28 protein-coding genes are annotated in these 26,958 nt (G+C 43.6%); 6 read left to right on the top strand and 22 right to left on the bottom strand.

Annotated features, from left to right (window positions below; genetic code table 11):
* Window positions 1-25: 25 nt before the first annotated feature.
* The 4 genes from QWZ04_RS18455 to yfbV all read right to left on the bottom strand — a co-directional run bounded on the left by QWZ04_RS18455 (window position 26) and on the right by yfbV (window position 3,768).
* Window positions 26-820, bottom strand: a complete 795-nt coding sequence (locus QWZ04_RS18455) for an ABC transporter ATP-binding protein (RefSeq protein WP_290329713.1) — start codon at window positions 818-820, stop codon at window positions 26-28.
* Window positions 817-1,764, bottom strand: a complete 948-nt coding sequence (locus tag QWZ04_RS18450) for an ABC transporter permease (RefSeq protein WP_290329712.1) — start codon at window positions 1,762-1,764, stop codon at window positions 817-819. The genes QWZ04_RS18455 and QWZ04_RS18450 overlap by 4 nt, the downstream gene beginning before the upstream one ends.
* Window positions 1,765-1,838: 74 nt before the next feature.
* Entirely contained in the window at window positions 1,839-2,804 is a 966-nt protein-coding gene (locus tag QWZ04_RS18445) for an ABC transporter substrate-binding protein (protein ID WP_290329711.1), read from the bottom strand.
* A 511-nt stretch (window positions 2,805-3,315) separates the two neighbouring features.
* Entirely contained in the window at window positions 3,316-3,768 is a 453-nt protein-coding gene (gene yfbV, locus QWZ04_RS18440) for a terminus macrodomain insulation protein YfbV (RefSeq protein WP_290329710.1), read from the bottom strand.
* Window positions 3,769-4,109: 341 nt separating this feature from the next.
* Between yfbV and QWZ04_RS18435 the strand changes: the two genes are divergently transcribed.
* Both QWZ04_RS18435 and pta read left to right on the top strand, forming a co-directional pair.
* Window positions 4,110-5,306, top strand: a complete 1,197-nt coding sequence (locus QWZ04_RS18435; RefSeq protein WP_290329709.1) for an acetate kinase — start codon at window positions 4,110-4,112, stop codon at window positions 5,304-5,306.
* 106 nt (window positions 5,307-5,412) lie between these two features.
* Window positions 5,413-7,563, top strand: a complete 2,151-nt coding sequence (pta, locus tag QWZ04_RS18430; RefSeq protein ID WP_290329708.1) for a phosphate acetyltransferase — start codon at window positions 5,413-5,415, stop codon at window positions 7,561-7,563.
* A 79-nt stretch (window positions 7,564-7,642) separates the two neighbouring features.
* Here the strand turns inward: pta and QWZ04_RS18425 are convergent, their stop codons facing one another.
* The 7 genes from QWZ04_RS18425 to QWZ04_RS18395 form a co-directional block, all read right to left on the bottom strand.
* Complete coding sequence (locus tag QWZ04_RS18425; protein WP_290329707.1) at window positions 7,643-8,659, bottom strand: substrate-binding domain-containing protein; 1,017 nt, start codon at window positions 8,657-8,659, stop codon at window positions 7,643-7,645.
* A gap of 9 nt (window positions 8,660-8,668) precedes the next feature.
* The gene (gene rbsK, locus QWZ04_RS18420) at window positions 8,669-9,589 is read right to left on the bottom strand and encodes a ribokinase (RefSeq protein WP_290329706.1); all 921 of its coding nucleotides are present in this window, start codon (window positions 9,587-9,589) and stop codon (window positions 8,669-8,671) included.
* A gap of 113 nt (window positions 9,590-9,702) precedes the next feature.
* Window positions 9,703-10,581 (bottom strand): ribose ABC transporter substrate-binding protein RbsB, encoded by an 879-nt coding sequence (gene rbsB / locus QWZ04_RS18415; protein WP_102521865.1) that lies wholly within the window; start codon window positions 10,579-10,581, stop codon window positions 9,703-9,705.
* Between the two features lie 83 nt (window positions 10,582-10,664).
* A complete protein-coding gene (gene rbsC / locus QWZ04_RS18410; protein WP_102521866.1) occupies window positions 10,665-11,663 on the bottom strand; it encodes a ribose ABC transporter permease in 999 nt (332 codons plus the stop codon).
* Window positions 11,660-13,165: a ribose ABC transporter ATP-binding protein RbsA gene (gene rbsA, locus QWZ04_RS18405; protein ID WP_290329705.1), complete on the bottom strand. Its 1,506-nt coding sequence runs from the start codon at window positions 13,163-13,165 to the stop codon at window positions 11,660-11,662. Before rbsA ends, rbsC begins: the two co-directional genes overlap by 4 nt.
* A 52-nt stretch (window positions 13,166-13,217) precedes the next feature.
* On the bottom strand, window positions 13,218-13,637 hold the full coding sequence (gene rbsD / locus QWZ04_RS18400; protein ID WP_102521868.1) for a D-ribose pyranase: 420 nt from the start codon (window positions 13,635-13,637) through the stop codon (window positions 13,218-13,220).
* 336 nt (window positions 13,638-13,973) lie between these two features.
* A complete protein-coding gene (locus QWZ04_RS18395; RefSeq protein ID WP_290329704.1) occupies window positions 13,974-14,849 on the bottom strand; it encodes a Tim44 domain-containing protein in 876 nt (291 codons plus the stop codon).
* Window positions 14,850-15,034: 185 nt separating this feature from the next.
* Between QWZ04_RS18395 and QWZ04_RS18390 the strand changes: the two genes are divergently transcribed.
* On the top strand, window positions 15,035-15,631 hold the full coding sequence (locus QWZ04_RS18390; RefSeq protein ID WP_102521870.1) for a TetR/AcrR family transcriptional regulator: 597 nt from the start codon (window positions 15,035-15,037) through the stop codon (window positions 15,629-15,631).
* Between the two features lie 9 nt (window positions 15,632-15,640).
* Window positions 15,641-17,521, top strand: coding sequence for an MFS transporter (locus QWZ04_RS18385; RefSeq protein WP_290329703.1), 1,881 nt, complete (start codon window positions 15,641-15,643; stop codon window positions 17,519-17,521).
* A 100-nt stretch (window positions 17,522-17,621) separates the two neighbouring features.
* Here QWZ04_RS18385 and QWZ04_RS18380 read toward each other — a convergent pair whose 3' ends face one another.
* The 4 genes from QWZ04_RS18380 to QWZ04_RS18365 all read right to left on the bottom strand — a co-directional run bounded on the left by QWZ04_RS18380 (window position 17,622) and on the right by QWZ04_RS18365 (window position 21,643).
* Window positions 17,622-18,320, bottom strand: coding sequence for a class I SAM-dependent DNA methyltransferase (locus QWZ04_RS18380; protein WP_290329702.1), 699 nt, complete (start codon window positions 18,318-18,320; stop codon window positions 17,622-17,624).
* Between the two features lie 120 nt (window positions 18,321-18,440).
* Window positions 18,441-20,228 carry an ABC-F family ATP-binding cassette domain-containing protein gene (locus tag QWZ04_RS18375; protein ID WP_290329701.1) on the bottom strand — a complete coding sequence of 596 codons (1,788 nt, stop codon included), beginning with the start codon at window positions 20,226-20,228 and terminating at the stop codon, window positions 18,441-18,443.
* 292 nt (window positions 20,229-20,520) lie between these two features.
* Window positions 20,521-21,252, bottom strand: coding sequence for a glucose 1-dehydrogenase (locus tag QWZ04_RS18370; RefSeq protein WP_290329829.1), 732 nt, complete (start codon window positions 21,250-21,252; stop codon window positions 20,521-20,523).
* A 49-nt stretch (window positions 21,253-21,301) separates the two neighbouring features.
* Window positions 21,302-21,643 carry a zinc ribbon domain-containing protein YjdM gene (locus tag QWZ04_RS18365; protein WP_290329700.1) on the bottom strand — a complete coding sequence of 114 codons (342 nt, stop codon included), beginning with the start codon at window positions 21,641-21,643 and terminating at the stop codon, window positions 21,302-21,304.
* Between the two features lie 232 nt (window positions 21,644-21,875).
* Between QWZ04_RS18365 and QWZ04_RS18360 the strand changes: the two genes are divergently transcribed.
* A complete protein-coding gene (locus QWZ04_RS18360; protein ID WP_290329699.1) occupies window positions 21,876-22,034 on the top strand; it encodes a hypothetical protein in 159 nt (52 codons plus the stop codon).
* Between the two features lie 93 nt (window positions 22,035-22,127).
* Here the strand turns inward: QWZ04_RS18360 and QWZ04_RS18355 are convergent, their stop codons facing one another.
* The 6 genes from QWZ04_RS18355 to QWZ04_RS18330 form a co-directional block, all read right to left on the bottom strand.
* On the bottom strand, window positions 22,128-22,634 hold the full coding sequence (locus QWZ04_RS18355; protein ID WP_290329698.1) for a GNAT family N-acetyltransferase: 507 nt from the start codon (window positions 22,632-22,634) through the stop codon (window positions 22,128-22,130).
* A 41-nt stretch (window positions 22,635-22,675) separates the two neighbouring features.
* Window positions 22,676-23,194, bottom strand: a complete 519-nt coding sequence (locus QWZ04_RS18350; RefSeq protein ID WP_290329697.1) for a P-loop NTPase family protein — start codon at window positions 23,192-23,194, stop codon at window positions 22,676-22,678.
* A gap of 279 nt (window positions 23,195-23,473) precedes the next feature.
* Window positions 23,474-23,959 carry a GNAT family N-acetyltransferase gene (locus tag QWZ04_RS18345; protein WP_290329696.1) on the bottom strand — a complete coding sequence of 162 codons (486 nt, stop codon included), beginning with the start codon at window positions 23,957-23,959 and terminating at the stop codon, window positions 23,474-23,476.
* Window positions 23,960-24,152: 193 nt separating this feature from the next.
* On the bottom strand, window positions 24,153-24,920 hold the full coding sequence (locus QWZ04_RS18340; protein WP_290329695.1) for a GNAT family N-acetyltransferase: 768 nt from the start codon (window positions 24,918-24,920) through the stop codon (window positions 24,153-24,155).
* 64 nt (window positions 24,921-24,984) lie between these two features.
* The gene (locus tag QWZ04_RS18335) at window positions 24,985-25,308 is read right to left on the bottom strand and encodes a hypothetical protein (protein WP_290329694.1); all 324 of its coding nucleotides are present in this window, start codon (window positions 25,306-25,308) and stop codon (window positions 24,985-24,987) included.
* Window positions 25,289-25,546: a histidine phosphatase family protein gene (locus QWZ04_RS18330; protein WP_290329693.1), complete on the bottom strand. Its 258-nt coding sequence runs from the start codon at window positions 25,544-25,546 to the stop codon at window positions 25,289-25,291. The genes QWZ04_RS18335 and QWZ04_RS18330 overlap by 20 nt, the downstream gene beginning before the upstream one ends.
* Before the next feature lie 210 nt (window positions 25,547-25,756).
* Here QWZ04_RS18330 and QWZ04_RS18325 point away from each other — a divergent pair, with 210 nt between their 5' ends.
* On the top strand, window positions 25,757-26,698 hold the full coding sequence (locus tag QWZ04_RS18325) for a YeiH family protein (RefSeq protein WP_290329692.1): 942 nt from the start codon (window positions 25,757-25,759) through the stop codon (window positions 26,696-26,698).
* A gap of 33 nt (window positions 26,699-26,731) precedes the next feature.
* On the opposite strand, the gene QWZ04_RS18320 is transcribed toward QWZ04_RS18325, so the two are convergent.
* On the bottom strand, window positions 26,732-26,911 hold the full coding sequence (locus QWZ04_RS18320) for a hypothetical protein (protein ID WP_290329691.1): 180 nt from the start codon (window positions 26,909-26,911) through the stop codon (window positions 26,732-26,734).
* Between the last annotated feature and the right edge of the window lie 47 nt (window positions 26,912-26,958).

The raw sequence follows: 26,958 nt of genomic DNA, 5'->3' as shown, positions 1-26,958 counted from the left end.
GTACTGAACATTGACTCGATTTTACCTAGTTCAGCAATAAACTGTCGTCCGCTAGTTCTTCACCACGAACTTTAGAAAACATCTCAAGGAGATCGGGCACTTGCATTGTCGAGCGTTCATTCCCCGCGACATCTAGAACGATTTTACCTTGATGGAGCATTACCGTTCTATCCCCGCAAGCCAGCGCATCTTTCATTGAGTGGGTAACCATCATGACGGTTAAATTAAACTCTTTCACAACGGTCTTTGTTAAATCAATGATGAAAGCAGCCATACGAGGATCAAGCGCTGCAGTATGCTCATCAAGCAGTAATAATTTACTGTCCGACAGCGTCGCCATCACCAAACTCACAGCCTGTCTCTGACCACCAGAAAGTAACCCGATGCTGTCACCTAGCCTGTCTTCTAAACCCAGCCCTAGGATGCTAATACGCTCCTTAAACAAAGCTCGACGCTTACTACTCAGTGACATGCTCCAACCACGAGACTTCCCTCTCATGTAAGCCAGTGCCATATTTTCTTCGATGGTTAAATCGCCACATGTACCCGCCAATGGATCTTGAAACACACGCGCACATTGTGCAGCTCGCCTGTCCACAGACCAGCTTGTCATGTCAGTATCACCAATGACAACTCGGCCACCCGCCATAGGGGTTTCACCAGTCACGGCGCCAAGTAGTGTTGATTTCCCCGCACCATTTGACCCGATAACAGTGAGGAACTGGTGCTCAGGAACGACAAGATCAACACCCCGAAGTGCTTTGTTCTCTAATATCGTTCCTGCGTTAAAGGTAACGTCAATATCTTCTAAAAAAATCATGCTACCTCCTTCTTAGCTAACGTTTTTTTTGCGTTCGCCTTTTTAGCTTGAGCTGCTTTAGCTTTCTTTTTAGCATTCATACTTTTTTTCAGCTTAGGAGCAACTAAGGCCAATGCGACAAGCACTGCCGTCACCAAGTTAAGATCTGACGCTTGTAAGCCGAACATACCTGAACTTAACGCAAACGCCACAGCCAGTCGGTACAATACAGAACCCACAATAACGGCAACAACCGCAACCCAAATGCGCTTACCCGGAATTAAGGTTTGCCCCAAAATAACCGCGGCTAAGCCGACAACGATAGTACCCACACCAGAGGTTACATCCGCAAAACTGTTAGTCTGTGCAAACAAGGCACCAGCAAAGCCAACAAACCCATTCGAAATAGCCAAACAAAAATAAGTGTAAAAACCAGTACTTGCACCTTGAGCTGCAACCATTCTTGCATTCACGCCTGTCGCTCGTAGCCCTAAGCCAAAGTCACTATTAAGCAACCGAACAATAAAAATAGCTGACAACAACACCAAAACCGCCACCACAATTGGCCTTACGTACATGGAATCGCCAAGTGCTTCAAATGGCGTCAATATGGTGTCTTCACCGATGAGAGCCATATTTGGTCGGCCCATGATGCGAATATTGATAGAAAACGCCGCGATCATGGTCAGAATAGAGGCAAGTAAATGCAGGATGCCACAGCGTACGGTTAAAAAAGCCGTAACCCAACCTGTGGCAGCCCCCGCCAAAATAGCAAGACCTGTGGCGATCCACGGGTTAATACCAGCAACGATCGCGGTTGCCGCTACAGCAGCCCCCATTGGAAAGCTGCCATCAACACTAAGATCGGGGAAGTCTAAAACACGAAAAGTTAGGTACACGCCAAGTGCAACTAACCCATAGATGAGCCCTATCTCCAGAGCCCCAAAAAATGCAAAAGCAGACATAACTACTCCTTTCTGCTTAAATTATTCGCTCGGTCATTTGTTGGCCGAGCGAAATATCCTGTGACTAGCTGCTTCTATTTAACAGTCGTCGCACGATCTAGAACTGATTTCGGAATAACAAAACCAAGCTTGTCTGCCGCTGTTTTGTTAAGCACTAAGTCAGAACCTTGTGCCACTTTCACGTCTAAATCGCCAGGGTTAGCACCTTCAAGGATCGCAGCAACGTAATCGGCAGTCTGCACGCCGATTTGGTAGTAATCAAAACCTAAGCTTGCTACTGCTCCACGCTCAACATAAGAGGTTGCCGCACCGAATACAGGTGTTTTAGCTTGGTTAGCCGCAACGATCATACCTTCAATTGCGCTGGCTACTGTATTATCGATCAGCGCATAAAGCACATCAGATTTAGCAGAAATAGCTTGAGTCGCCGATTGTACGTCAGCACTTTTCAATGCTGTCGCTTCAACTAACGTCAAACCGTGTTTAGCCGTGCTTTCTTTTAGTAGTTCCATAATAGAAACTGCGTTAGCTTCACCTGGGTTATAAACAACACCAATTGTTTTCACTGTTGGCATCAATTCTTTGATAAGCGCGACGTGTTGATCAACCGGAGAAAGATCTGAAAGGCCTGTTACGTTTTTTCCTGGTTTCTCAAGAGTTTTAACCAGCTTTGCACCAACCGGGTCTGTCACGGCGGTAAATACGATTGGGATATTTCGAGTAGCAGAAACCAATGCTTGCGCTGTTGGTGTTGCAATTCCCACTAAAACGTCTGGTTCTTCACCGATAAATTGACGTGCAATCTGTACTGCGATCGCCGGGTTACCTTGTGCGGTTTTGTAATCAAATTCTAAGTTTTTACCTTCTTCATAACCCTTGGCTTTCAATCCATCGAGTAAACCTTGGCGAGTAGCATCCAACGCTGGGTGCTCAACAATTTGTGAAACTGCAACGGTAGCGGTTTTCGCGATAACACCTGTTGAAGACATAAGCGCAGCACCTGCTAGAAATGCTGCAACTATAATACGACTTGCTTTCATCTTGACTCCTTGATTCGGCAAAGTAATTGATGTGTGTTTGCAACCAGTGAAATATGGGGCATTTCCGAGCGGATGCAAAATATTGCATTTTGACTTGTACGCTTTTATTTACGCACTTGTACACTTTTTTACCAGTAAATAGAGCAAAATGGAAGCGACGATTAACACGAAAATAACAAAACCCGGGATAAGTGATAGATAGCACACAAAACCAGCCGATTTACCGTACGATAGGACAAACGTCGGCCAGCATCTTCTGTGTGAATATTAACCAAATTCAGAATTGGTAATTTTTAAGAAGGGATTGACAAGAACACCATTAGGATGAGGCCCGATTGCTAGGCTACAAAGAAAAGTACCCAAAAACAAACAACCAAAGCAAAATCACTTTTGCTTTGGCTGTTTCTGTATTCTCAAAGCAAACCCGTCGCTGTAATCGCGTTTGGCTTTTGGCACTCAGTACTTAGCTTTTAGTACTTAGCTTTTAGCACTTCACTTTTGAGCACTTCCCTCAAAACCAGCGTTCCAGTGCACTCTTATCAAGTTGGCGAAATGCACGATTGAGCGTAGTGGCCAGTTCTTTGTAGCGAGGTTTCGATTTAATCGGCTCCAGCGCACCGCCTGCCTCAATAATTTTGCCGTGAATTTCACGATACCAACCGGCTAACGCAGGAGGGAGTTGAGTGTTAGAACGATTGCCTAACCACCACATCCCTTGTAACGGAAGGCTGATAGCGAACAATGCCATAACGATAGCTTGCGGCATGGCTTGTGAGTTTTGAAATACCATTTGCATTAATACACTAATAGCAGCAACCGCTGGCATGACTTTGACGCCAAAGCGCGTTGCCTTAATAATACGCTGCTCCGGAAACAGAGGTGTCAACTCTTTACGCACCGGCCAGATATCCATGTATTTTTGGCCATCTTTTAAGCTATGGAACAATCCTATTTTCTCACTCATATCGACCTCTCACTAAAATAAATCTACAACCATTAAAAAAAAGCTGCAAAAAAATTGATTCTAGTTAAAATGCATTCAAATTTTTTTGTTATATTGAGACATTATCGCTATCCTTAGCTAACCCTCAATCTCATTGTTGCTGTTATTTACAATTTAGGCAACTCTAAGAGAACTGTTTGCTAGGATTGCAAGCACGTCATTAAATCATCGATGTGTCTTTTTATACGGAAATTCAAGTTTTTTGAGCAAGAATAATGTAGGTTTTATAAATACCTTATATTCTTGTTACTGATTTTCACCCTAACTGAATTTTTCAGACGAAATAACAGGTAATCATACACATGTCTAAGCTAGTTTTAGTTTTAAACTGCGGTAGTTCTTCTCTTAAGTTTGCGGTTGTCGACGCAGTATCTGGCGACGAGCACCTAACAGGTCTTGCAGAATGTCTACACCTTCCTGAAGCACGTATCAAGTGGAAACTTGATGGTAAACACGAAGCTCAACTAGGTAACGGTGCTGCACACGAAGAAGCATTAGCGTTTATGGTAGAAACTATCATCGCGTCTAAGCCTGAACTAGCTGAAAACCTAGCAGCAATCGGTCACCGTGTTGTACACGGCGGCGAGCAGTTCACTAAATCTGCACTTATTACTGATGAAGTTCTTAAAGGTATCGAAGACTGTGCAACACTTGCGCCTCTTCACAACCCTGCACACATCATTGGTATCAAAGCAGCACAAGCTGCATTCCCAGCACTTAAAAACGTTGCTGTGTTCGATACTGCTTTCCACCAAACAATGCCTGAAGAGTCTTACCTATACGCGCTTCCGTACAACCTTTACAAAGAGCACGGTATCCGTCGCTACGGCATGCACGGTACTTCTCACCTGTTCATCACTCGTGAGTGTGCAACGCTACTAGACAAGCCAGTTGAAGAAGTAAACATCATCAACTGTCACCTAGGTAACGGCGCATCTGTATGTGCTATCAAGAACGGTAAATCTGTAGACACTTCTATGGGTCTTACTCCTCTTGAAGGTCTAGTAATGGGTACGCGTTGTGGTGATATCGATCCTGCTATCATTTTCCACATGCACGACAACCTTGGTTACTCTGTTGAGAAAATCAACAACATGCTAACTAAAGAGTCTGGCCTACAAGGTCTAACTGAAGTGACTTCTGATTGTCGTTTCGTTGAAGACAACTACGGCGAGAAAGAAGAAGCAACACGTGCAATGGACGTGTTCTGTCACCGTCTTGCTAAGTACGTTGCTGGTTACACTGCAACTCTTGAAGGTCGTCTAGACGCTATCGTATTCACTGGCGGTATCGGCGAGAACTCTGGTCCTATCCGTGAGATGGTTCTTAACCGTCTTGGCATCTTCGGCATCGAAGTTGACAGCGAAGCAAACCTTAAAGCACGTTTCGGCGGCGAAGGCACAATCACTACGGCTAACAGCCGCATCCCAGCAATGGTTATCTCTACTAACGAAGAGCTAGTTATCGCTGAAGACACTGCAGAGCTAGCAGGTCTTTAATTTAAAATAACTGGCTAACTTAGGTTAGCCAGTTTTTTATCAGCTGCTCAATTTACTCCATAATAATAAGTTGAGTTTCTTTTAGATAGTCATAGGTACTCCTCACATGTCCCGTACGATTATGCTTATCCCTACTAGCGCTGGTGTTGGTCTTACTAGTGTTAGCATGGGTGTTCTTCGCTCTATGGAACGCAAAGGCGTTCAAGTTTCTTTCTTCAAACCTATCGCTCAACCTCGCAGCGGTGGTGATATTCCAGATCTAACTTCAACGATCGTTAGTGCGAACAGCGATATGAAGATTGCTACGTCAATTCCAATGCCAGAAGCAGAAACGCTGATTGGTAGCGAAAAAATGGACGTGCTATTAGAAACAGTGGTTGAGCGTTATAACCAGGTCAATGATACTGATGTAACACTGATCGAAGGTTTAGTCCCTACTCGTAAGCACCCGTTCGCAAACCAAGTGAACGCAGAAATTGCTAAAACACTTGGCGCAGAAATCGTTTTTGTTGCAACGCCTGGCACTGATAACCCAGCGCAACTTAAAGAGCGTATCGAAATTGCATGTTCAAATTTCGGCGGCACTAAAAACAAAAGCATTTCAGGCGTTATCATCAACAAGCTAAATGCTCCTGTTGATGAAGCTGGCCGTACTCGTCCAGATCTATCTGAAATCTTTGATGATGCAGACAGCGCGAAACAAAACGAAATGAAAGTGATGGAAATCTTCAACACTTCTCCAGTTCGTGTACTAGGTTGCGTGCCATGGAGCATCGACCTAATCGCCACTCGTGCATGCGACATGGCAAAACACCTAAATGCAGAAATCATCAACGAAGGTGACATTGAGTCACGTCGTATTAAGAGCATCACGTTCTGTGCACGTTCTCTTCCTCACATGATTGAGCACTTTAAGCCAGGTTCACTGCTAGTAACTTCAGCTGACCGCCCAGACGTAATCGTTGCAGCCGCTCTTGCAGCTAAAAACGGCGTTGAAATCGGTGCTATTTTACTAACAGGCGGTTACGACATTCCTGAGCAAATCAGCGACCTATGTAAGCCAGCATTTGAAACTGGTTTGCCGATCTTCAAAGCTCAAGGTAACACTTGGCAGACGTCATTGAACCTGCAAAGCTTCAGCCTAGAAGTGCCTGCTGACGATAAAGAGCGCATCGAGTTCATCAATGATCACGTTGCAAGCCACATCGACGGCCCATGGATCGACTCTCTAAGCGAAGGTACTCAAGGTATCCGTCGTCTAAGCCCACCTGCATTCCGTTACCAGCTAACTGAGTTTGCTCGTAAAGCTGGCAAGCGCATCGTTCTTCCTGAAGGTGATGAGCCACGTACAGTTAAAGCAGCTGCTATCTGTGCTGAGCGCGGCATCGCAACGTGTGTTCTTCTAGGTAACCCTGAAGAAATCCGTCGCGTGGCAACTCAGCAAGGTGTTGAGCTAGGCGCTGGCGTTGAAATCATCGACTCTGAAGCAGTACGTGAAAACTACGTTGCTCGTTTGGTTGAGCTTCGTGGCGCGAAAGGCATGACGGAAGTTGTGGCTCGCGAGAAACTGCAAGATTCTGTATTCCTAGGCACAATGATGCTTGAGAATAACGAAGTTGACGGTCTGGTTTCTGGTGCTGTCCACACAACGGCGAACACCATCGTTCCTCCGTTCCAAATCATCAAGACTGCACCAGATGCTTCTATCGTATCTTCTGTATTCTTTATGCTTCTACCTGACCAAGTGTTGGTTTACGGTGACTGTGCGATCAACCCAGATCCAAACGCAGAGCAACTTGCTGAAATCGCTATCCAGTCTGCAGATTCTGCAGCGGCATTTGGCATCGACCCTCGTGTTGCAATGATTTCTTACTCTACTGGTGAATCTGGTAAGGGTGCAGACGTTGATAAAGTACGTGAAGCAACTAAGCTAGCTCAAGCTAAACGTCCTGACTTGATCATTGATGGTCCTCTTCAGTACGATGCAGCAATCATGGAAAACGTAGCCGCTTCTAAAGCGCCTAATTCTCCAGTAGCTGGTAAAGCAACCGTATTTGTATTCCCAGACCTAAACACGGGTAACACAACATACAAAGCAGTACAGCGTTCAGCTGACCTAGTTTCAATCGGTCCAATGCTGCAAGGCATGCGCAAACCTGTTAATGACTTGTCTCGTGGCGCACTAGTAGACGACATCGTTTACACAGTTGCACTGACTGCGATCCAAGCTGAGCAAGCGAGTGAAGCAAACGCTTAATTCCGCAGCTTACTAGACAAAAAGCCCGCTAATTATTAATTAGCGGGCTTTTTTAATAGCTAAACACATCCTAAAAGTGTTAGACCACCTGCTTCACACTGCTTCGTTCAACTAAGGTAGGTTCTAATTGAACCACTTGTGGTTGATCAGTTTTCTTTTCTAGCTTATTTAGTAACGTGTCTACCGCCGCTCGCCCAAGTCGATATTTAGGCTGGTGAATGGTCGTCAGTGACGGCGTCATAAATTTAGCGATGTGAATATCATCGTAACCAATTAGCGATATATCATCTGGAATACTCACACCGCTCTCAACAGCCGCATTGATCGCCCCCATGGCCATCATGTCATTAGAGACAAAGAGTGCGGTTGGTAATTCTTTATTACTGTTGCGCAATGTAAGTAAGGTTTTGAATGCTTGGTATCCTCCTTCGCATTCAAAGTCAGCTTCCAAAATCCAGTCTGCGTTAATCTCTAGCTTATTTTCATTCATCGCGCGTTTGTAACCTTCATAGCGCATAAGTGCTTGATGGCGATTTAATGGCCCTGTAATGCAACCAATTTTAGTGTGGCCAGCTTCAATTAAGTGCTTCGCTGCAAGGTATCCTCCCAACAAAGAGTTGTCTTGAATTTTGTCACTCGCAAAGTGGATCGGGCCCCAATCCATAACAACTACAGGTAGATCAGCGTATCGATCGAAGACGTCAATTCGCTCCCCTTCTAACGTTGAGCACATCAAAATTAAGCCATCAACTCGCTTCTGTAACAGCGTGTCTATTGACGCTTTCATGCGTTCATTATCGCCTTCAGTATTACAGAGAATCAGGTTGTAGTTTTGCTGGTAGCAGCGTCGTTCCACGCCTTTGACCACTTCACCAAAAAAGGGATTCGTTGATGTTGTCACTAGCATACCAATGGTATTGGTTCTGTTGAGCTTTAAGCTACGAGCGAGGGCTGATGGCGCGTAGTTTAGCTCTTTCGCTGCATTATTAACGCGTTCTGAAATCTCTTCACTGACATAACGAGATTTGTTGATCACATGGCTAACGGTAGAAGTTGAAACACCTGCAAGTCTTGCAATATCTTTCATCGTAGCCATGTGTATTCCTTAATGATGGTCAACTAAAAAGCCTTCAACCTCTTGTCGTTTTGGAATAGAGGTTTGAGCGCCATAACGAGTCACAGAAATTGCTGCGGCTGCATGAGCAAATTTAATGGCTGATTCTAAAGGCATATCTTCTAATAAGCCAGTAACAAGTGCGCCGTTAAATGTGTCCCCTGCGGCAGTGGTATCGGTAACATCCACTTTAAAGCCTTGAATTGACTCACCTCGGCCGTTTTGACTTAACCACACACCCTTTGAGCCGAGCGTTATCATGACAATTTCAATCCCTTTGAGGTGCAAAGCATTTGCCGCCTCTTGGGCTGAAATATCATCCGTCACTGTAATGCCTGTCAGCACTTCAGCTTCTGTTTCATTGGGGGTAATCACATCAACTCGGTTAAGCAATTCATCAGAAAGCGGGCGAGCAGGCGCTGGGTTCAGAATAACCGTTGTGCGGCTCTCTTTTGCTACTTTAGCCGCTTGTTCAATACCATCAATCGGCGTTTCTAGTTGCATCAAAAGATACTGAGCTTCACGTATTTGGTCTAGATGCGGCTCTAATGATTGCGCGGTTAAACGATCGTTCGCTTCGGCCGAGATACAGATGCTATTTTCACCACTATCAGAAACTTGAATCATCGCGATGCCCGTTGGGCAGTTTGGCTGTAGCTTGACTCCTTGGGTATTGATCCCATCGGCACGGAAACTTTCGCGGATATTAATGCCAAACGCATCGTCACCTACACAGGCAATAAAACCAACATCGGCATTTAATCTAGCAGCCGCCACCGCTTGATTAGCACCTTTTCCTCCGGGAATAACTTGATAGTTGCGGCCATGAAGCGTTTCCCCTGGGCGAGGAAAAGAAGGCACCTGAAGAACGTGGTCAGCATTTACGCTGCCTAAAACCACCAACTTATTCATATTAATATCCTTGATTACATCGAAAAATACATAGGTTTGAACACACAAACCTATTTACTCTTTATTGAGAAAAGATGAGGAGAGCACCGCCCTCCCCATGACTATGCTTGTGATTACTTAGTAATAATCTTCAGGGCTACCGGGATGTATGCATCCACTTTGTCACCTTTAAGAACTTTGTCTGCCGTAGCAACACCTAGCGCACCGATCATATCTGGTTGTTGTGCTACTGTTGCAGCAAGCTTACCTCTATTTACAGCAGCAATCCCATCTTCAGTACCGTCAAAACCAATGATTTTAATGTCTTTACCTGATGCTTGAACTGCACGTAATGCGCCCAGTGCCATTTCATCATTTTGTGCAAAAACAGCTTGTACATCAGGGTTAGCAGCCAGTAAGTTTTCCATCACGTTTAGACCCTTAGTACGGTCAAAATCAGCGGGTTGGCTTGCTACTAGTTCCAATTTGCTTGCTTTTACAGCGTTCATGAAACCTTCACCACGCTCACGTGCAGCTGAAGTCCCGGCAATACCTTCTAGTTGAATCACTTTCGCGTTGTCTGCTACGGTTTCTGCAATAAAGTGACCCGCCATTTCACCACCGATTACATTATCAGAAGCAATGTGGCTCACAACGTCACCTCGGCTAGCACCGCGATCTAAAGTAAGTACTGGCACCTTAGCTCGGTTTGCCATACGAATCGCGTTAGAAACCGCATCAGAGTCCGTTGGGTTGATCAAAATTGCTTTAACGCCTCGAACCGTCAGATCTTCAATATTTGATAGCTCTTTGCTTGGATCGTTTTGCGAATCCAACACTATCAATTTGTACCCAAGCTCTTCAGCTTTCGCTTCCGCACCATCTTTCATGGTAACGAAAAATGGGTTATTGAGTGTAGACAGTACAATTGCAATCGTATCTTGCGCTTGTGCAGACACAGATACAGAGGCAGAAAGTACTGCTGCAGAGATTAGGGTTGCTATCTTTTTCATTGTTATCATCCTTTGTATTATTGGAGCCAAACTGCATGTAAGGCTCGTCTATTTCACGTTATTGGAGGTTATGGTTTATTTATCTATTTATTTTTATTATCAATAAGCACTGCCAGCAAGATAACCACTGCTTTCGCAATCATCTGGTAGTACGAGGAAACATCAAGTAAATTCAATGCGTTATTCAGGAAGCCAATGATCAGTGCTCCAATCAAAGTTCCCATAATTCGCCCACGTCCACCCGCTAGGCTTGTACCACCTAGTACCACGGCAGCAATGGCATCGAGTTCATAGCCCATACCAGCCGTTGGTTGAGCAGAAGAAAGTCGAGAAGTGACGATGAGACCGGCAAGTGCCGCAAGTAGACCACATATCGCGTATACACCGATCTTCACACGGTCTACGTTGATTCCAGATAAGCGAGTTGCTGATTCATTACCACCGAGTGCGTAGATGTAACGGCCAAAGCGAGTATGGTTTAACAGGTACCAAACCGAAGCAAACACAATAACCATTAGCCATACCGGTACCGGAATTCCTAGCGCATAACCTGTACCAAACCACGCAAATGCATCACCGGTATCGGTAAAACCGGTCGATATTGGACGACCTTCGGTGTAAACCATAGTGACACCGCGCAATAACGTCATGGTGACCAAAGTAGCGATAAACGCTTGTACCTTACCTTTTGCGATGATTATCCCGCTGATCGCCCCTAAGGCAGCACCAGCAAGTAACGCCGTAGGCACAGCAATTAACACCGGAACTTCCATGGCAATTAAGCTCGCCGCGAATGCTCCGCAAAGTGCCAGTACCGAACCAACACTCAAATCAATGCCCGCAGTTAAAATAACTAAGGTCATGCCGACGGCGATGATCGCGTTAACTGAGGTCTGGCGTAGAATATTAAGTATGTTGTCGACGGTAAAAAAGTTAGGGTTCAAAAATGACACGACAACAATCAAAAATATTAACGCTATCAATGACTTTTGCTCGATCAGCCACTCTTTACTAATTAGAGACTTTTTCTTTGGTTCGGTTTGACTCTTCATGGTTTGGTTACTCGTGGTGTTAGTACTCATGCTGCTTCCTCATTCAACGTTTTGCCCACGGCACACGCCATTAGTTTTTCTTGGTTTGCATCTTGCGCGTCGAACTCGCCACTGATGTGACCTTCGTGCATCACGATAATGCGGTCGCTCATGCCCAGAACTTCAGGCATTTCAGAAGAAACAAGAATGATGCTCATTCCTTCTGCTTTGAATTTATTAATCAATTGATAGATTTCTTTCTTCGCTCCGACATCAACGCCACGAGTCGGCTCATCCAATATCAATAATTTGGGGCGAGTCATGAGTCCTTTAGCAATCGCGACTTTCTGTTGATTACCTCCAGATAAATTACCAATGATCTGATCACGACTCGGCGTTTTAATATTGAAAAGTGTTATGAAATCTTCCACTGCCATGACTTCTGCAGCGTGTTGAATTCGTCCTCGGTGAGTTAACTGATCTAATGCACACAAAGACATATTTTCTTTGACTGACAACCCCAATACCAAGCCGTCGCCCTTTCGGTCTTCTGAAATATACGCAATGCCACTGGCCAACCCTTCTTGTGGAGAGCGAGGATCAATACTTTGTCCTTGTAAAATCACTTCACCTGATTCACGACTCAGTGCGCCATAAATCACTTTCATTAGTTCTGTTCGGCCTGCCCCCATTAACCCAGACACACCGAGTATCTCTCCGTGATCTAACTTAAAGTTCACATTTTCAACGCCCGACCCTGTCAGATTTCGAACTTCTAAGCAGGTTGTACCGTGCTCGGCGTCGACACGTGGATACTGTTCATCTAGCTTTCGGCCTACCATCATTTCTATCAATGTGTCTTCATCGGTGTCGACTACCGCACATTCACCAATAAAACGCCCATCACGCAATACGGTAATATCATCACAAATTTCAAATATTTCTTTTAAACGATGAGAAATATACACAACGCCACAGCCTTGCTCTCTCAATTCGTTAATCACGTCAAACAGTGACTCGGTTTCGGTGTCCGTTAACGCATCGGTTGGCTCATCCATAATGATGACTTTGGATTCAAACGACAGCGCTTTGGCTATTTCAACCATCTGCTGCTCGCCAAGACTTAACTCCCCGAGCAGAGTTTTCGAACTATGTTTCACATTTAATCGAGCCAGCAATTTGTCAGCCGCTTGGTACATATCACTCCAAAGAATGCGCCCCATTGCACCTGTCATCTCTCTACCCAAAAAAATGTTCTCTGCGATAGTTAATTCAGGGATTAAGTTCAGCTCTTGGTGAATGATGCTAATACCAGCATGCTGCGAATCTCTTGGCCCTTGAAAGGAGCACGGCGAACCTTGGTACGTAATTGAACCAGCGTCTTTACTGTAAATACCAGTCAGCACTTTCATCAAAGTAGATTTACCCGCACCATTCTCACCCATCAAAGCCATCACTCGACCTGAGTAAACGTTAAGGCTCGCTTTATCCAGCGCCTTCACACCGGGAAACGCTTTTTCAATCTCATTCAGTTCTAAAATGGCTTGAGTCATGTTGAGTCCTTATTGATTAAATCTTGTGGTTGTTTGCCTGATGTTTACTGGGCTAAAACACCACACCCGCTTGAAAAATCACATTTGCGTATGGTGTAAACTCACCGGTTCTGACAATCGCTCGGCTGTTGGCCGTCTGCGTTTTAAACACATCATGAGAAACGTAATTGATTGCGATGGATTTACCACAACGCTGTTCTTCTAACTTCAATTCTTCGACTAATTCGCGGTGGTGCTCGGGGCTAACGGTGGCAAACTCTTCAGCGATGATGACACCTTCAATTTGAAGTTCACTCAACATCACTTTCACTGTATCAATAAATCTAGGCACGCCTTCAGTCAGAGCCAAGTCGATACGTTTCACTTGGTCTGGAATAGGCAAGCCTGCGTCACAAATAGTGATCTCGTCAGTATGGCCTAGCGTGGCAGCTAAATAGGTCAAATCGGCATTTATTAGGGTACTTTTTTTCATTGTCTTACCTGTTTCTTGGCCATGTTAATCGAGTTTTATATTGAGAGAAAACACTCATCGAAACGTTTCGATGAATCCTAACGCCGCTATAAAAAAATGCACGGAGCAATAATTAAGGCTGTGATCACGGTCAAGATCTAGAAACAGGAAAGGAAACAAAAAGTGAGAGATATCACTGATAGAAATATCAATTCCATTTCAAATAAACGGAAAACTGACGTAATTCGGATGGACGAAAAGAAACAATGAAGAATGAAAAACGACGCAAAAAACTTAAAAAAAAACGGCAATACATTTTCATGTATTGCCGCTTAGATAATATGGTTTAGCTATGGATTAAGCCTGAATACCAACAATCAACCATGGTGCATTAGGTGCTGTTAGGTCGCGTTCCAAATGCCATACGTCGGTAATGTCTTCTTCGACACTTTCAACATCATCACGGTAGCGGCCGCTAAACTGAAGGCTTAGTTGAGCCATTGAGGCGTCGTATTCCGCACGTACAATTTCTGCATCAACGTACATTACGTTAGTATGCTGATCGCCATCCAGTTTCTCGCGTTCTAATTTTAGGTCTGCGAACAAGCTTGGTGAAACGTATTCTTCAATGGTTTCTAGTTGATTATGATTCCACGCACCTTGAATTGTGCGGTAGTGCTCACGAGAACCATTAATGAATGCTGCTTGATCGAACCCTGGTGGGAAGTTATGCGGAACATCGCTGCCAGCCGTTGAACCAAAACCACCTGAAGCTGGCTGAGATTGCTCAAAGTTGTGCACATTTGACTGTGGTTCAGACTTTGACTTGAACATATCTTGTGAGCCACCAGAATACGCAGGCTGCTGGCCTTGTCGCATCGTGCCTTGTTTAGCGCCAAGCATTCCTTTTAGGAACTTAAACGCAACAAATGCAATTAAGCCCATGATCAAGATATCCATGAACTGGATGCCTTCAAACGCACCACCGAAGAAAGCAGCAAGTAAGCCACCAGCTAGGAGTCCGCCCATCAAACCACCCATCAAGCCTTTTTTGCTGTTGGTTGCTTTGTTCTGGTTAATGCTGCTCGTGTTGGTCGCATTTTGCTTCGGCGCAGGCGCTGTTTTAAAGCTTTTGCCAAAAGACTTACCACCACCAAATTTTTTGGCTTCTGCTATTGGTGCTGCCGTCACTGATATCATCAGTAGGGCAACAATCGTAAAGAGACGTTTCATTCTTCCCCTCATTAAGAGATATTTTATTAATAAGACAACTTCATCATAGCCTGTCACCGTCAACAAAGGAATACAGATGAAAAAAACTATGTTTCAGAATATTGCCATTTAAGCCCCAACTTCCCTTGACCGTTCTCGTAGCGATACATAAAATAATGAACATTGTTCATTTTATTAAACGACCCATGGCTAGACGTAACGATCACACAAGAGAAGAGTTGGTTGCAATTACACTCAATCAAGTAAAGCTGTTTTTAAACGAGCACCCTCATCACGAGCTTAGCCTACGAAAAATCGCCACTAAAATTGGGTATGTGCCGAGCACTCTGGTTAATGTGTTTGGTAGCTATAATCTGCTGTTACTTCAAGCGGTAGCACAAACCTTAGATGAACTTGCAGAGCTTGCCGAACTCGCGGTATCCGATTCTCAAGGCGCTACAGACGCATTGCATAAGTTAGCTTATTGCTACCACGACTTTGCTGTAGAACATCCGCATCGCTGGCAGCTTATTTTCCAGCACACGATGAATGGCGAAGAACTTCCTGAATGGCAATCAACGCGTATTGATAAAATGACGGGCATGCTAGAGGGTTTGGTCGCTATGCACACTAACAGCCACTCCCACGAGCAAGTATTAGAAGCCAGTCGTGTATTATGGGCCGGTGTACATGGCATTACGTTACTCAGCGTTGACGATAAATTTTTCTCTTCAACACCGATGGACGGACGACTGCTCATTGATAGCCTACTTTCTAACTATCTCTCTTCTTGGCAAGCGTAAAGGATTACCATGTCTAACCAGAGTTCTTCTTCGTTACTGAAGAAAAGGCGTTTTTTACCTTACTTTATTACCCAGTTTTTTGGCGCCTTCAACGATAATATTTTTAAGAACGTTTTACTGTTGTTTGTTGCCTTTGCTAGTGCGCAAGCACTACCGGTTTCTAGTAATTTATTCATCAATCTTGCTGCTGGTCTATTTATCCTGCCCTTTTTCTTATTTTCAGCAACGGCGGGTGTGTTGGCAGACAAATATGAAAAGTCTTGGTTCATCCGTAAAGTAAAGCTGGCTGAAATTGGCATCATGCTTTTAGGTGCGATCGGCTTTATTACTCAAAGCTATCTTATTTTACTGCTATTACTGTTCTTAATGGGCACTCAGTCCGCCTTCTTTGGCCCCGTAAAATACGCATTGCTACCGCAACATTTGAAAAAAGAAGAATTAGTATCAGGTAATGCGTTGGTTGAAACCGGCACATTTTTAGCTATTTTGCTTGGAACTCTGGGCGCTGGAATCATCGCTTCATCAGACAACGCAACTTATGTAGCAGCCGCTTGTGTCATCTTGTTTGCGGTATGTGGTTACATTGCCTGTCGCTTTATTCCGAAAGCCGATGCCACCGCACCAGATACGAAATTTGAATGGCGTCCGGTTTCTCAAACCAAGCACACTATCGCCATAGCCAAACAAGATAAAGTAATCCACCAGGCCATTTTATCCATTAGTTGGTTCTGGTTTCTTGGTGCCAGCTATTTAACTCAATTCCCTAACTTCGCCAAATTGCACCTTAACGGCAGCGAAAGCGCGGTTTCTTTCTTACTCGCTCTGTTTTCAATTGGCATCGCTATTGGATCTTTCGTCTGTGACAAACTCTCTAAAAATAAAGTGCAACTGGGTATTGTCCCTATTGGCAGTTTCGGAATCAGTGTCTTTGGAATGCTGTTAGCCGTCACTGTCCCTAGCACCATTCCGCAGCTTAACGGGTTTATTGACTTTATTAGTTACCCTGAACTGTGGCCGGTATTTGGAAGCTTGTTAATGATCGGCGTATCCGGTGGTATATTTATCGTGCCGTTGTACACCGTAATGCAGACCAAAGCAAAAGAGACAGAACGGGCTCAAGTGATTGCGGCCAATAACATCTATAACGCCATTTTCATGGTCGGCAGTGCTATTCTCGGCATTGTTTGTTTATCCGTCATTGAATTGTCTATTCTGCAGCTATTCTTAATTCTATCTGCGCTCAACCTGTTTGTGGCTTACCATGTTTTCATGGAATCACCTATGTATGTATCTAGGTTAGCCATCAAGTTATTTACTCACACCATGTACCGTGTGACGCATAAAAATTTAGATTTTATACCTAAAGATGGCGGTGCACTTATCGTGTGTAACCACGTTAGCTATATGGACGCTTTGGTCATGATCAGCGCGAATAAGCGTCACCTGACTTTTGTGATGGAAGAAGAATACGCTCATCTACGACCACTTAAGCGTTTACTCAAAAATGGTGGCGTGATTCCGATTGATGGCACTAACGCTCGCTCAATCCGCAGTGCGTTTGTTCAAATAGAAAAAGCGCTAAACCGTGGTGAAGTGGTCTGTATTTTCCCTGAAGGACGTTTAACCTCTGATGGCAGCATGAGGCCATTTATGCGCGGCATAGATCTGATATTGCGTCGCTCACCAGTACCTGTCGTTCCAATGGCATTGAAAGGCCTCTGGGGCAGTTTCTTTAGCCGAGCTAATGAACGAGGCCGTGCGTGCAGCCACCGACCTACTCGATTCTGGACCAAGCTGGAAGTTGAAGCGGGTCAACCCGTCCCATCAAAAGAGGCAACCAGTGACGTGATGTTTGAGAAAGTCGCGCAATTACGAGGAGATTGGCTATAGCTTAGCCATAGCTCTAGTGATTGATTAAAAGAAGCTCGTCATGAGTACCATCATGATGAGCTTTTTTATAAATAAGCTTTTAAAATCGATCAGCTGATCACTATATTTTCTCGCATTTTATGAAGATAAAATTCGGGTTTTTCGACAAATACTCATATTTCTCTAACGATATAACTTTTACTTTTTCTGACACTTGCCCCTCAGACAATTGAGTCACAACAAGACCAGCGCGAGTGATCGCTTGCATGATTTCAGTAAGTGAACGACGATAAAAGCGAACTTCAACAGGCTCGCCTACCGTATCCCAAGTCTCTTCTACCAATTCACGCTCAAAATAATTTCCCGACACTGAACATTCAAAATCGGCAAATGGGTGATGAGTAGAAAAACAAAAAATTCCGCCAGGTTTAAGAACACGAGCAATATCATCAAAACATGGCTGAAGATCTTCGAAATAGTGGACAACTAAAGGGCAAATGACGAGATCAGCACTCTCACTTAATTCCGCGGTAACGCCTTGAGAAAGATCTTCTACATACGCATGTACTTGAGACCCAAACTGGCTTTTAACAATATCCACGATATCTTGGGAATAATCGATGCAGGTAACCTTTGCGGCTCCGTTTTCCAGCAAGTACTGCGCATAAACTCCGCTGCCACAGCCCAAATCCAGCACTTCCTTTCCTTTAACTCCACCAAGCATGGCTTGCAGCGAGGGTCTTTCCAAGTGCGCGTTGTAAATATTGTCTTGCACAGCGTGATCGTATTGTTTTGCGAAGCTAGTATAGAGTTCTGACATGGGTTTTCTCGCACTGTTCGTTAGATAAGTTGATTAGACTAGGTAAGTTGGTTCGACAAAGTTAACAATGAGTATTGGACGTATCTCTCGCCCAATATCCTTCCTAATATGTTCGGTTTACTAGGTTAAGTCCAACAACCCGTTTATGTATTCAATTTCCTGTTTCCATTGAGATTGCATTAAAGGTTTCTGCCGTTTTAACTTGCGCCCTAAGTCATCTTCAAGCAGAGCCTCAAGAACGAAAAGTCTTTCCAACAATGCGTCGTCATGATGATCAACAAGACTCACCGAGATCTCTCCACATAACATTGATGGTTCAGAAGACTCTACCGAAGTTTGCACTGACGCCTGCGCATCAGGACAATAGTGGTCGGTCATAGCTCGATGAATTTGCTCTGCTCCATCCATTTCTTGTAGCTTACTACCTTCGATGTACCAAAATCGATTGCATGATTTTTCAATCAACTCGCGATCATGGCTCACTAGAATAAGTCCTCCAGCAAATGTCTTGATCGTTTCCGCCAATTCTTCTTTGCCGTCAATATCCAAGTGATTGGTTGGCTCATCTAACATCAAAAAGTGGTAGTTCGCTAAAGTCAGCCCTACAAATAACAATCGAGATCGTTCCCCACCACTGAGTTCCGACACTTTTTGCGCATGGCGTTCATAGGCGAACCCCGCACTGATCAAAGCCATTTTTCGTCGCTCTTGAGAGTCTGGGTAGAACGAATATAGCGCATCAAGCAGGCAATCGTGGTCATGAAGTTGATTCAACCCCTGATCGTAGTACCCTAGCCTTACCTGTGGGTGGAATACCCCCAACCTTTGACGTTGGCTATGTTTTTCGCTCGAGTGGTTGGCTTGCTGATAATTTTGCCACAACATACGTAATAACGATGATTTACCGCATCCATTTTTACCCATGATAGCAACATGGTCGCCACTTTTTATCTGTTGGAACAATACCTGAAACAGGGTTTCTGCGCCTTCAGCCGGTACAACCGAGTACTCAGCTAATTCGAGAATCCGATTTGCGGGCATCGATTCGCCAATTAAACGAAGCCGCCAGGGTTCTACTTCGCCGAGTTGTGTCTGGCAAGATTTTAAGCTCTGTACCCGCTTTTCCATGCTCTTTGCTTTTTTTGCAAAGCTTTCATTATCGAAGTCGCGCCCCCAGATGGCTAACCGGCTGGCACTTTTTTCAATTCTGTCTATTTCTTTTTGTTCTGACTCTCTACGAATGGCATCGGTTTGATCACGTTCTGCTAATGCTTGCCTCGCCTGGGTACAATTGAGAGCAAAGTGATGCAGTGTTTTATCTCTCATGACCCACGTGCTGTTGGTTACTTTGTCCAATAACCGACGATCGTGAGAAACCACCACAAAGGTACCTTTCCATTTAAGTAAAAAGCCCTCTAGCCATAATAGCGTAGGAAGATCTAAGTGGTTACTTGGTTCATCTAATAGCAGTAAATCCGGCTCCAACATTAACGCTCGAGCAATCAGCAGTCTTGCATGTTGACCGCCGCTTAATGTACTGATTGGTTTTTGCCAATACAATTCATCAAAATCCATGCTTGCTAACAATACCTGACCGCGCCATTCATCAGACAGACGAAGATCTTCGGGGAGATTCTCAACCACAGCATCAAGCATGGTTTTATTGTGTAGGTGGCTAGGTAGTTGTTGCTCGACTCTTGCCATTTTACATTGGTGAGACAACGAAACATCACCGCCAAAGTTGGATAATTCGTTGTTTAGTAATTTTAAAAGGGTACTTTTTCCACAACCATTGGTGCCTATCAGTCCGATTTTATCACCTTTATTTAAGGTAAACGAAATCGCTTCAAATAACGGGCCTGAAGTAACGTCATAGGAAAGGTTTTGTGCTGTTAGTAATGTGCTCATTGTGCTTACTCAAGTTTTATGCGCGTCAAAGCGCGGTCGTCATAGCTGCTGACAACAACCTAGTAAGCTAGAGTGAAGGGTCTCTAGAATTGAATTAAAACTTCGCTCAAGCTTAGGTTATCGCAACACGATAAGTTGAAAACTTGAGTCTTTGCCGTACCAAAAAATTGGCGCAAAGTTTAACTTGCACACATCCATGAATATTCCTCCTTTTTGTTTACGCTGCATTTATAGAAACCATGTTAGTTGCTTTTAACAGCGTGATCAAACCTAACAGGTCAAAAAGTGCCCCTTACCTGCCACCCGCAATATCGATAAAACTCCCTGTAACATAGGACGCTTCATCAGATAAAAGCCAAGCAATTGCTTCCGCCACTTCTTCTGGTGTTCCGCCTCTTTGCAATGGTAACTGACTCGCGAGGCGATCTACTCGGTTAGGTTCACCACCATCTGCGTGCATTTCAGTATGAATACAACCAGGCCTAACACCATTCACACGTATACCTTGGCCCGCCAACTCTAATGATAGGCCTTTTGTTAACGAGTCCATAGCGCCTTTTGATGCAGCATAATCAACATACTCAAAAGGGGCACCAGTTCGGGAAGCAGCGGAAGAAACGTTTACAATGGATCCATAATCATCTGCCTGCTTAATGAACGCTTTGGAACATAAAAAACAGCTACCGACATTGGTCATCATCACTTTGTTAAAACGTTCTAGGTCGATGTCAGCTAGAGTCGACTGAGTAAAAAGAATACCGGCATTGTTCACCAGATGAGTGACCACACCGTAGCGTCTATTGACAGCATCAAACAAAGCGTGAACATCAGATTCAACGGATACATCCGCTTGAAAACAAAAAGCTTCCCCACCGGTTTTTCGAATTTGTTCAACCACTCGCTTAGCTTGCTCAGAATTACTGCGATAATTAATGCAAACCGAGTAGCCTTTCGAAGCCAGCAACTGTGACGTTGCAGCCCCAATTCCTCTACTACCTCCAGTGACGATTGCTACTTTTTCGATTGTATTTTGTGCTTGCATGTTCATCCTTGATAAGCGCTGTAATAACGTGTTATTGGGCTTTTTTTACGTATTTAGCGGTAACCATCATTTCACCAATGCCATCAATTTTGCAATCAAGCTGGTGATCTTTACCCTCTACAATACGTCGAATGATCCCTTTAGCACCGATTTTAAGCACTTTAGAGCTGCCCTTAATCTTTAGGTCTTTAATAAAAACAACTTTATCACCTTGTTCTAATTTCACACCGTTAACATCTTTAATTGCTGCTGCTTCCGCATTTTCAAGCTCTTCTGCAGGGTTCCATTCATAAGCGCATTCAGGGCAAAGTAAATTACTTTGATCTTGATAGACATAGTCAGATTGGCAATTTGGGCAAGAAGGAAAAGACATAGATGAACCACTTACTGATTTTAATTAGATGCATATGGTAATGGCTAGCAGCGCCCAATGCGAGTAGATTTTGTGACTATGAACTAATACTAACGCAGCCTTATGCATTAGATTTATTAATCCATAACAATAGAAAATATGCGTAATTTAATTACCAAATATATTTGACCTTTGTCACAAATCGAGTAAAATTCGCACGAAATTTGAAAAATTATTACATAAGGTGGATAAAATGAACTCAGCTCTACTATCAGTATTAGACACTGAAAAAACAACTGAAGCAGTAACGGCGACGAAACCTTCTACTTTAGTCGAAGTCGCAACAATCGCAACTATGTTCCTGGCGACTTCAGCCGTTATTATTCTGCTCGCCCTTACTTGGGTTGCATAACGCGCCTTTCATGGATTCGAAATAAGCGATGCTCATTAGGTTATTCTATGTGAGCGTCGCCGAATACGTCCAACACATATTAACTATTCCCAGCTAGCAACGTCGATAGATATGGTCCGCATACAGTCGCCCTCCAATCTCATACGCTTCATCAACGATGTTCTCCAATATAAATCCACACTTAAGTAATACACGCTGTGATCCGACATTTCCTTCCGTTACGACCGCTTTGTATCCAGCGAACTCATGATTGATATCTGCCCAGTCTAACAACGCCCGAAGTGACTCTGTACCATATTGATTACCATGAAACTCCGGTAGCAAAAGGTACCCAACTTCAGCAACATTCTCACGTACAATGAATCCCGTAATACCTATTGCCGTACCTGTCGATTTATCCGTCATCACCAAACAAAGCCAAGAATCAAGATTCCGCGTCCAAGGGGTCAGGCGCGCACAAAACTTCTGTTCAAGCTCTTTGACCTCAGGTTGATCAAAACACAAAGCAATAACCGCTGGGTCACTGTGAAGCGCCTCAAACAGTTCCCAATCTTGCTGTTGAATCGGCGCCATTTTCAAACGAGTTGTTTCGATTCTCATCTTAATGTCTTTTCCTTTCACACAATATCAGTCATAAGAATTCAGTTTTTTACGTTGTTCTCAATGAATAGATTCAAATCCGACAGTGAACGAATAACAAATAACGACTTATCACCCGCGACTTCTTCTAGGCCTTTCATGAATTCATCATTCCAGAATCTAGGGCAAAGCCTTAACACTTTATAGCTTTGCAAGCTGCCTTTAATAACGGAACTGCCATCAGGCCAACCTTCCGGCTTCACAAACAGCCCTTTTAATAGCCGTTTGGTGACAAACCAATAACTTGTAAAGTATGGCAGATCGATATAAATCAAGGTATCGGCCAATTCAAGCCGTTTATTAAATGCGCCTAAAGGCCCAAAGCCATCCATGATCCAGCGATCAGTCCCAAGGATTTTGTTGTGCGCAGCTTCAAACTCATTTCTATCCACTAGGGCACCATTGGCTTGGTAAACGAAGGAATCTAGCGGGTATAACTCGATTCCCGTTTCCTTGGCTAACGCTTTACTTAGCATTGACTTACCGCTGCCAGGTTTTCCAAATATCGCGATTTTTTTCATGTAACCTCCTTGGAGCTAACCTCACCCTAAGCAGTAGAAACACAAAACCCACCGATAGGGTGGGTTTGATAAATATTGAGCACATCAAATCTCCACCATTCCTAAGGAATGATGATAATTCGTGATGCTTGATGTGCGAAATTTGTTTTCATACAAGCATATTTATATAACGGCTATTTTGTGTCAACCTAAAAATTGTATAAATAACGACCATCAAATATGCTCACTCAATCTTATTATCTGACAGTCTCATAAAACGGCAGCCTCACTGATAAATCATTAAGCCCGTAACCACTTATACATAATGTAACTATCTACGAGCCCTAATTGCGCGTGATTATATGCCTTGGGGATGGTGCCGATAATCGTATAACCCATTTTTTGCCAAAGCTTAACGGCCACTTCGTTAGTCGACACTACGCTATTGAACTGCATTGCGTCGAATCCAAGCTCTAATGCCACCTTCTGAGAATGCTCGCACATATGACGCGCAATACCGTTACCTCTCGCCTTATCAGAAACCATGTAACCGCAGTTGCAAATATGACGGCTTGGCCCCATCGCATTTGGCCTAATATAATACGAGCCCAAAACCACCTCTTTTTCTACAAACACATAAGCTTTTAACGGTGATTCGCACCAAAGTGCGTAAGCCTGCTCTTGCGTCATATCAGGATCGAATGCATAAGTTTCTTGTGCCTGAATAACCGCAGAAAATGTAGCCCAAAATGATTCAAAATCTGTTTTTGTGATTTCCCTAAACATGAAGCTCTCCTGCATTAACCCATCAAAGGTATCCGGTCATCATTTTTGTAAAAGCGCGATATTTACTTAGATTATCGATAATGGACACTCACAACGTTAACAAAAGATAATATCGAAGGCTGCAAGTTAGCAAGTATGGGGGGATTAAGCATTTTAGTCGATTAGTGGCCATTTTGTCCTGGGCAGGGATAAACTAATTCCCAAGCTTCCCGATAATCTTATCAAATCTAGAATCCATACAGACACTGATGTCTGTCGTGACAAACTCGCCATTGTAATACAGGCTGAAAATTGTTGCGGGCGACGGGCAAGATTGCGCTTGTTCCTGTGTTTCTAATTTATTAACGGTTAAGGGGATATTGCGCGCTTTGCACGTTTCAACAAGGGATTGACTGACATGAAATTCGGAAAATGGACAACGATTTGAATAATAGACCACACAACCTTCTACGCTGACTTTTGCGCTGTGGACGTGTGGCAAGAATTTCGGCAATTTTGCTTCATTACAGATAGGAAGATAGAGTAAAACAAATCCATTAGGTGCATGGTCACAAATCTCGAAGCCTTGTTTAATTAACCATTTAGTATCACTCATGAAATGATTCCTCTTTTTTCCAACAACGGTAACTAACCCGTGACTCCCCAGTTGTTTAGCACAGCTTAGCGCATCGGCGAGCAGCGCTTTACCATGACCATTGCCTTTATGTTTTCCAGAAACCCAAAAACAACCTAATGCGAGATAGTTTGGGGCTGTTATCGGTAACCACGCCTTCTCCGCGGGAACGTATTCAATAAATACTTTTGCTCGCTCATCCAAGCGTTTAAACACATATCCATGTTCAAACTGACTTGCTAGCCAGTCCTTTTTTGCTTGATAGCTCTCTTTACACTTCTTATCAGAGAATGCGCAGCAAATGTGTTCTGATGCAATGTTCGAATTCGATATTGATAAATATTCCACTTAAATCCCCTTTCGATGAAAAATCATGACACAACACTTGATAATACTTAATTAGCTATGACCATTAACTTTCTGTCGAATTGACCAGCTCAATTTCCCCCCAATAACCTCGGTTACTTGACTTGATTATCCAACCTCGTCGTTCAAGCTCTTTAGCAAGATATCGATTGAACAAACCATGACCAAACACCGCAATATCTTGATTTAGACATGACTGCTCGACTAATCGGTCAGCGGCAATCGCCACACGGATTTTTCCCATAGACATCGACTCGCTTTTTCCTGATAACCCCATAAACCATGCAACTCTAGAGACAAAGACCCACGAATTAATCGACATGGATAAAGGTAGTTTAAAACGAGGAATATCAAGCTCCCCAAAATTCACTTAAAACCCTATCCGGTTTTCTTCCGGTACAGATTGTTGCAGAATGGACTGCGCGATTTAAGTTGCTAGAAAATACATAACTTGCATCGAGCACTTTTGTTAGTTTTTCGGGAGGCTGGCTATTCAAATGAATATTCGAATGATTATAGGCTCTGACCCACTTAGCAAAACCCGTCGCATTCACTTTTGAATTAGAAGCGGCTTCAGGTAAACCATGTCGTACTAATACAATGTTCAAACAAATCTCCCTAATAATGCAGGTATGCTCTTAGTTAGATATGCAACTATAACAATACAAGCTGCTTACAATCAATAACACCGCCAATAGTTAAAACCCGCCCTTACTTACGTTTAGTTTATCTGAACAATGGTTTCATTATTTCATGACTTACTAAACACCTATTTAGAGGTATCATAAGTTTCTTATAAAAATTCTACTGTACATTACATGCACATATTTGATACCGACTATTTAACGTTCAAAAACATACCTTTTTTTATCGCTGCTGCATTTTGTTTTACTCCATGGGCATCTTCCCCTACCGCACTAGTTCTTGGCTTTTTGTTAGCTAATTTAGGCTTTGTTCCATCGAACGTCCCCTTAAGTCAAATCACCAAGAAATTACTGGCCTACTCCATTGTTGGCCTTGGTTTTGGGATCCAGCTAGATCAAGCTATTGCGGTAACGAGTGACGGTATTGGCATTATATTAACCACAATCGTTGGTACGTTAACCTTCGGTTGGTTTCTAACCAAAAAAATGGGCATAGAGCAAAAGACGGGATATTTGATTTCTGCAGGAACCGCGATTTGTGGGGGTAGCGCCATTGCCGCTGTTTCTCCTGCCATTAAAGCCAATGACGAACAAATGGGCCTAGCACTTGCCACTATATTTGTATTGAACTCGATTGCTTTGTTTATATTCCCTGTGATTGGATTTGCTTTAGAGTTAGATCAACATACTTTTGGCACATGGGCAGCGATTGCAATTCATGATACCTCATCGGTGGTTGGTGCTGCTTCTGCTTATGGCGAAGAAGCATTAAAAACAGCCACTACGCTGAAATTAGCTCGCGCTTTGTGGATTGTACCCGTTGCATTTATTAGCTCGATTATCTTTAGTTCAGGCAGCAAGAAAATCACCATCCCATATTTCATTTTATTCTATTGTGCTGCCATTTTAGTCAGTGATGCATTGCCACAGTTCGGCAATTTATACGATGGTATATTCTCAATTTCAAAGCAGGCATTAGTGCTATGTTTGTTCTTGATTGGCTGCAACATATCGGTGAGTAAGGTTCGCTCTGCCGGGCCAAAACCTTTGTTTTTCGGAGTGACATTGTGGGTTCTTATTTCGAGTTTATCATTAGCCTGGTTAACTCTTGCTTAGAAGGTAGGGTACGAGCAATACAATCTAGTTACTCTAAGATTTAACAGACTGAGTGCGCTTAAGTTGACTTTGACTACGCGCACTTTTTATTTGGTAAGCGGTAAGAGCCAAAGCAACAAACGCTGCTAGCTCTGCAATTGAGCGTAATAGCCCATCCGTGTTTAATGCGACCACCAGCATGACCACTGTTAGCAGTATTCCTATCCCTTTCATACATTAGCTCTCCCTTACAACTAGCAAGAGATTATCTAGTAGTACGG

This window comes from Vibrio tapetis subsp. quintayensis, from assembly GCF_030409945.1.
Classification (GTDB): domain Bacteria; phylum Pseudomonadota; class Gammaproteobacteria; order Enterobacterales; family Vibrionaceae; genus Vibrio; species Vibrio quintayensis.
The sequence above is the reverse complement of the archived record's forward strand: the minus strand, read 5'-3'. Positions and strand labels throughout refer to the sequence as shown.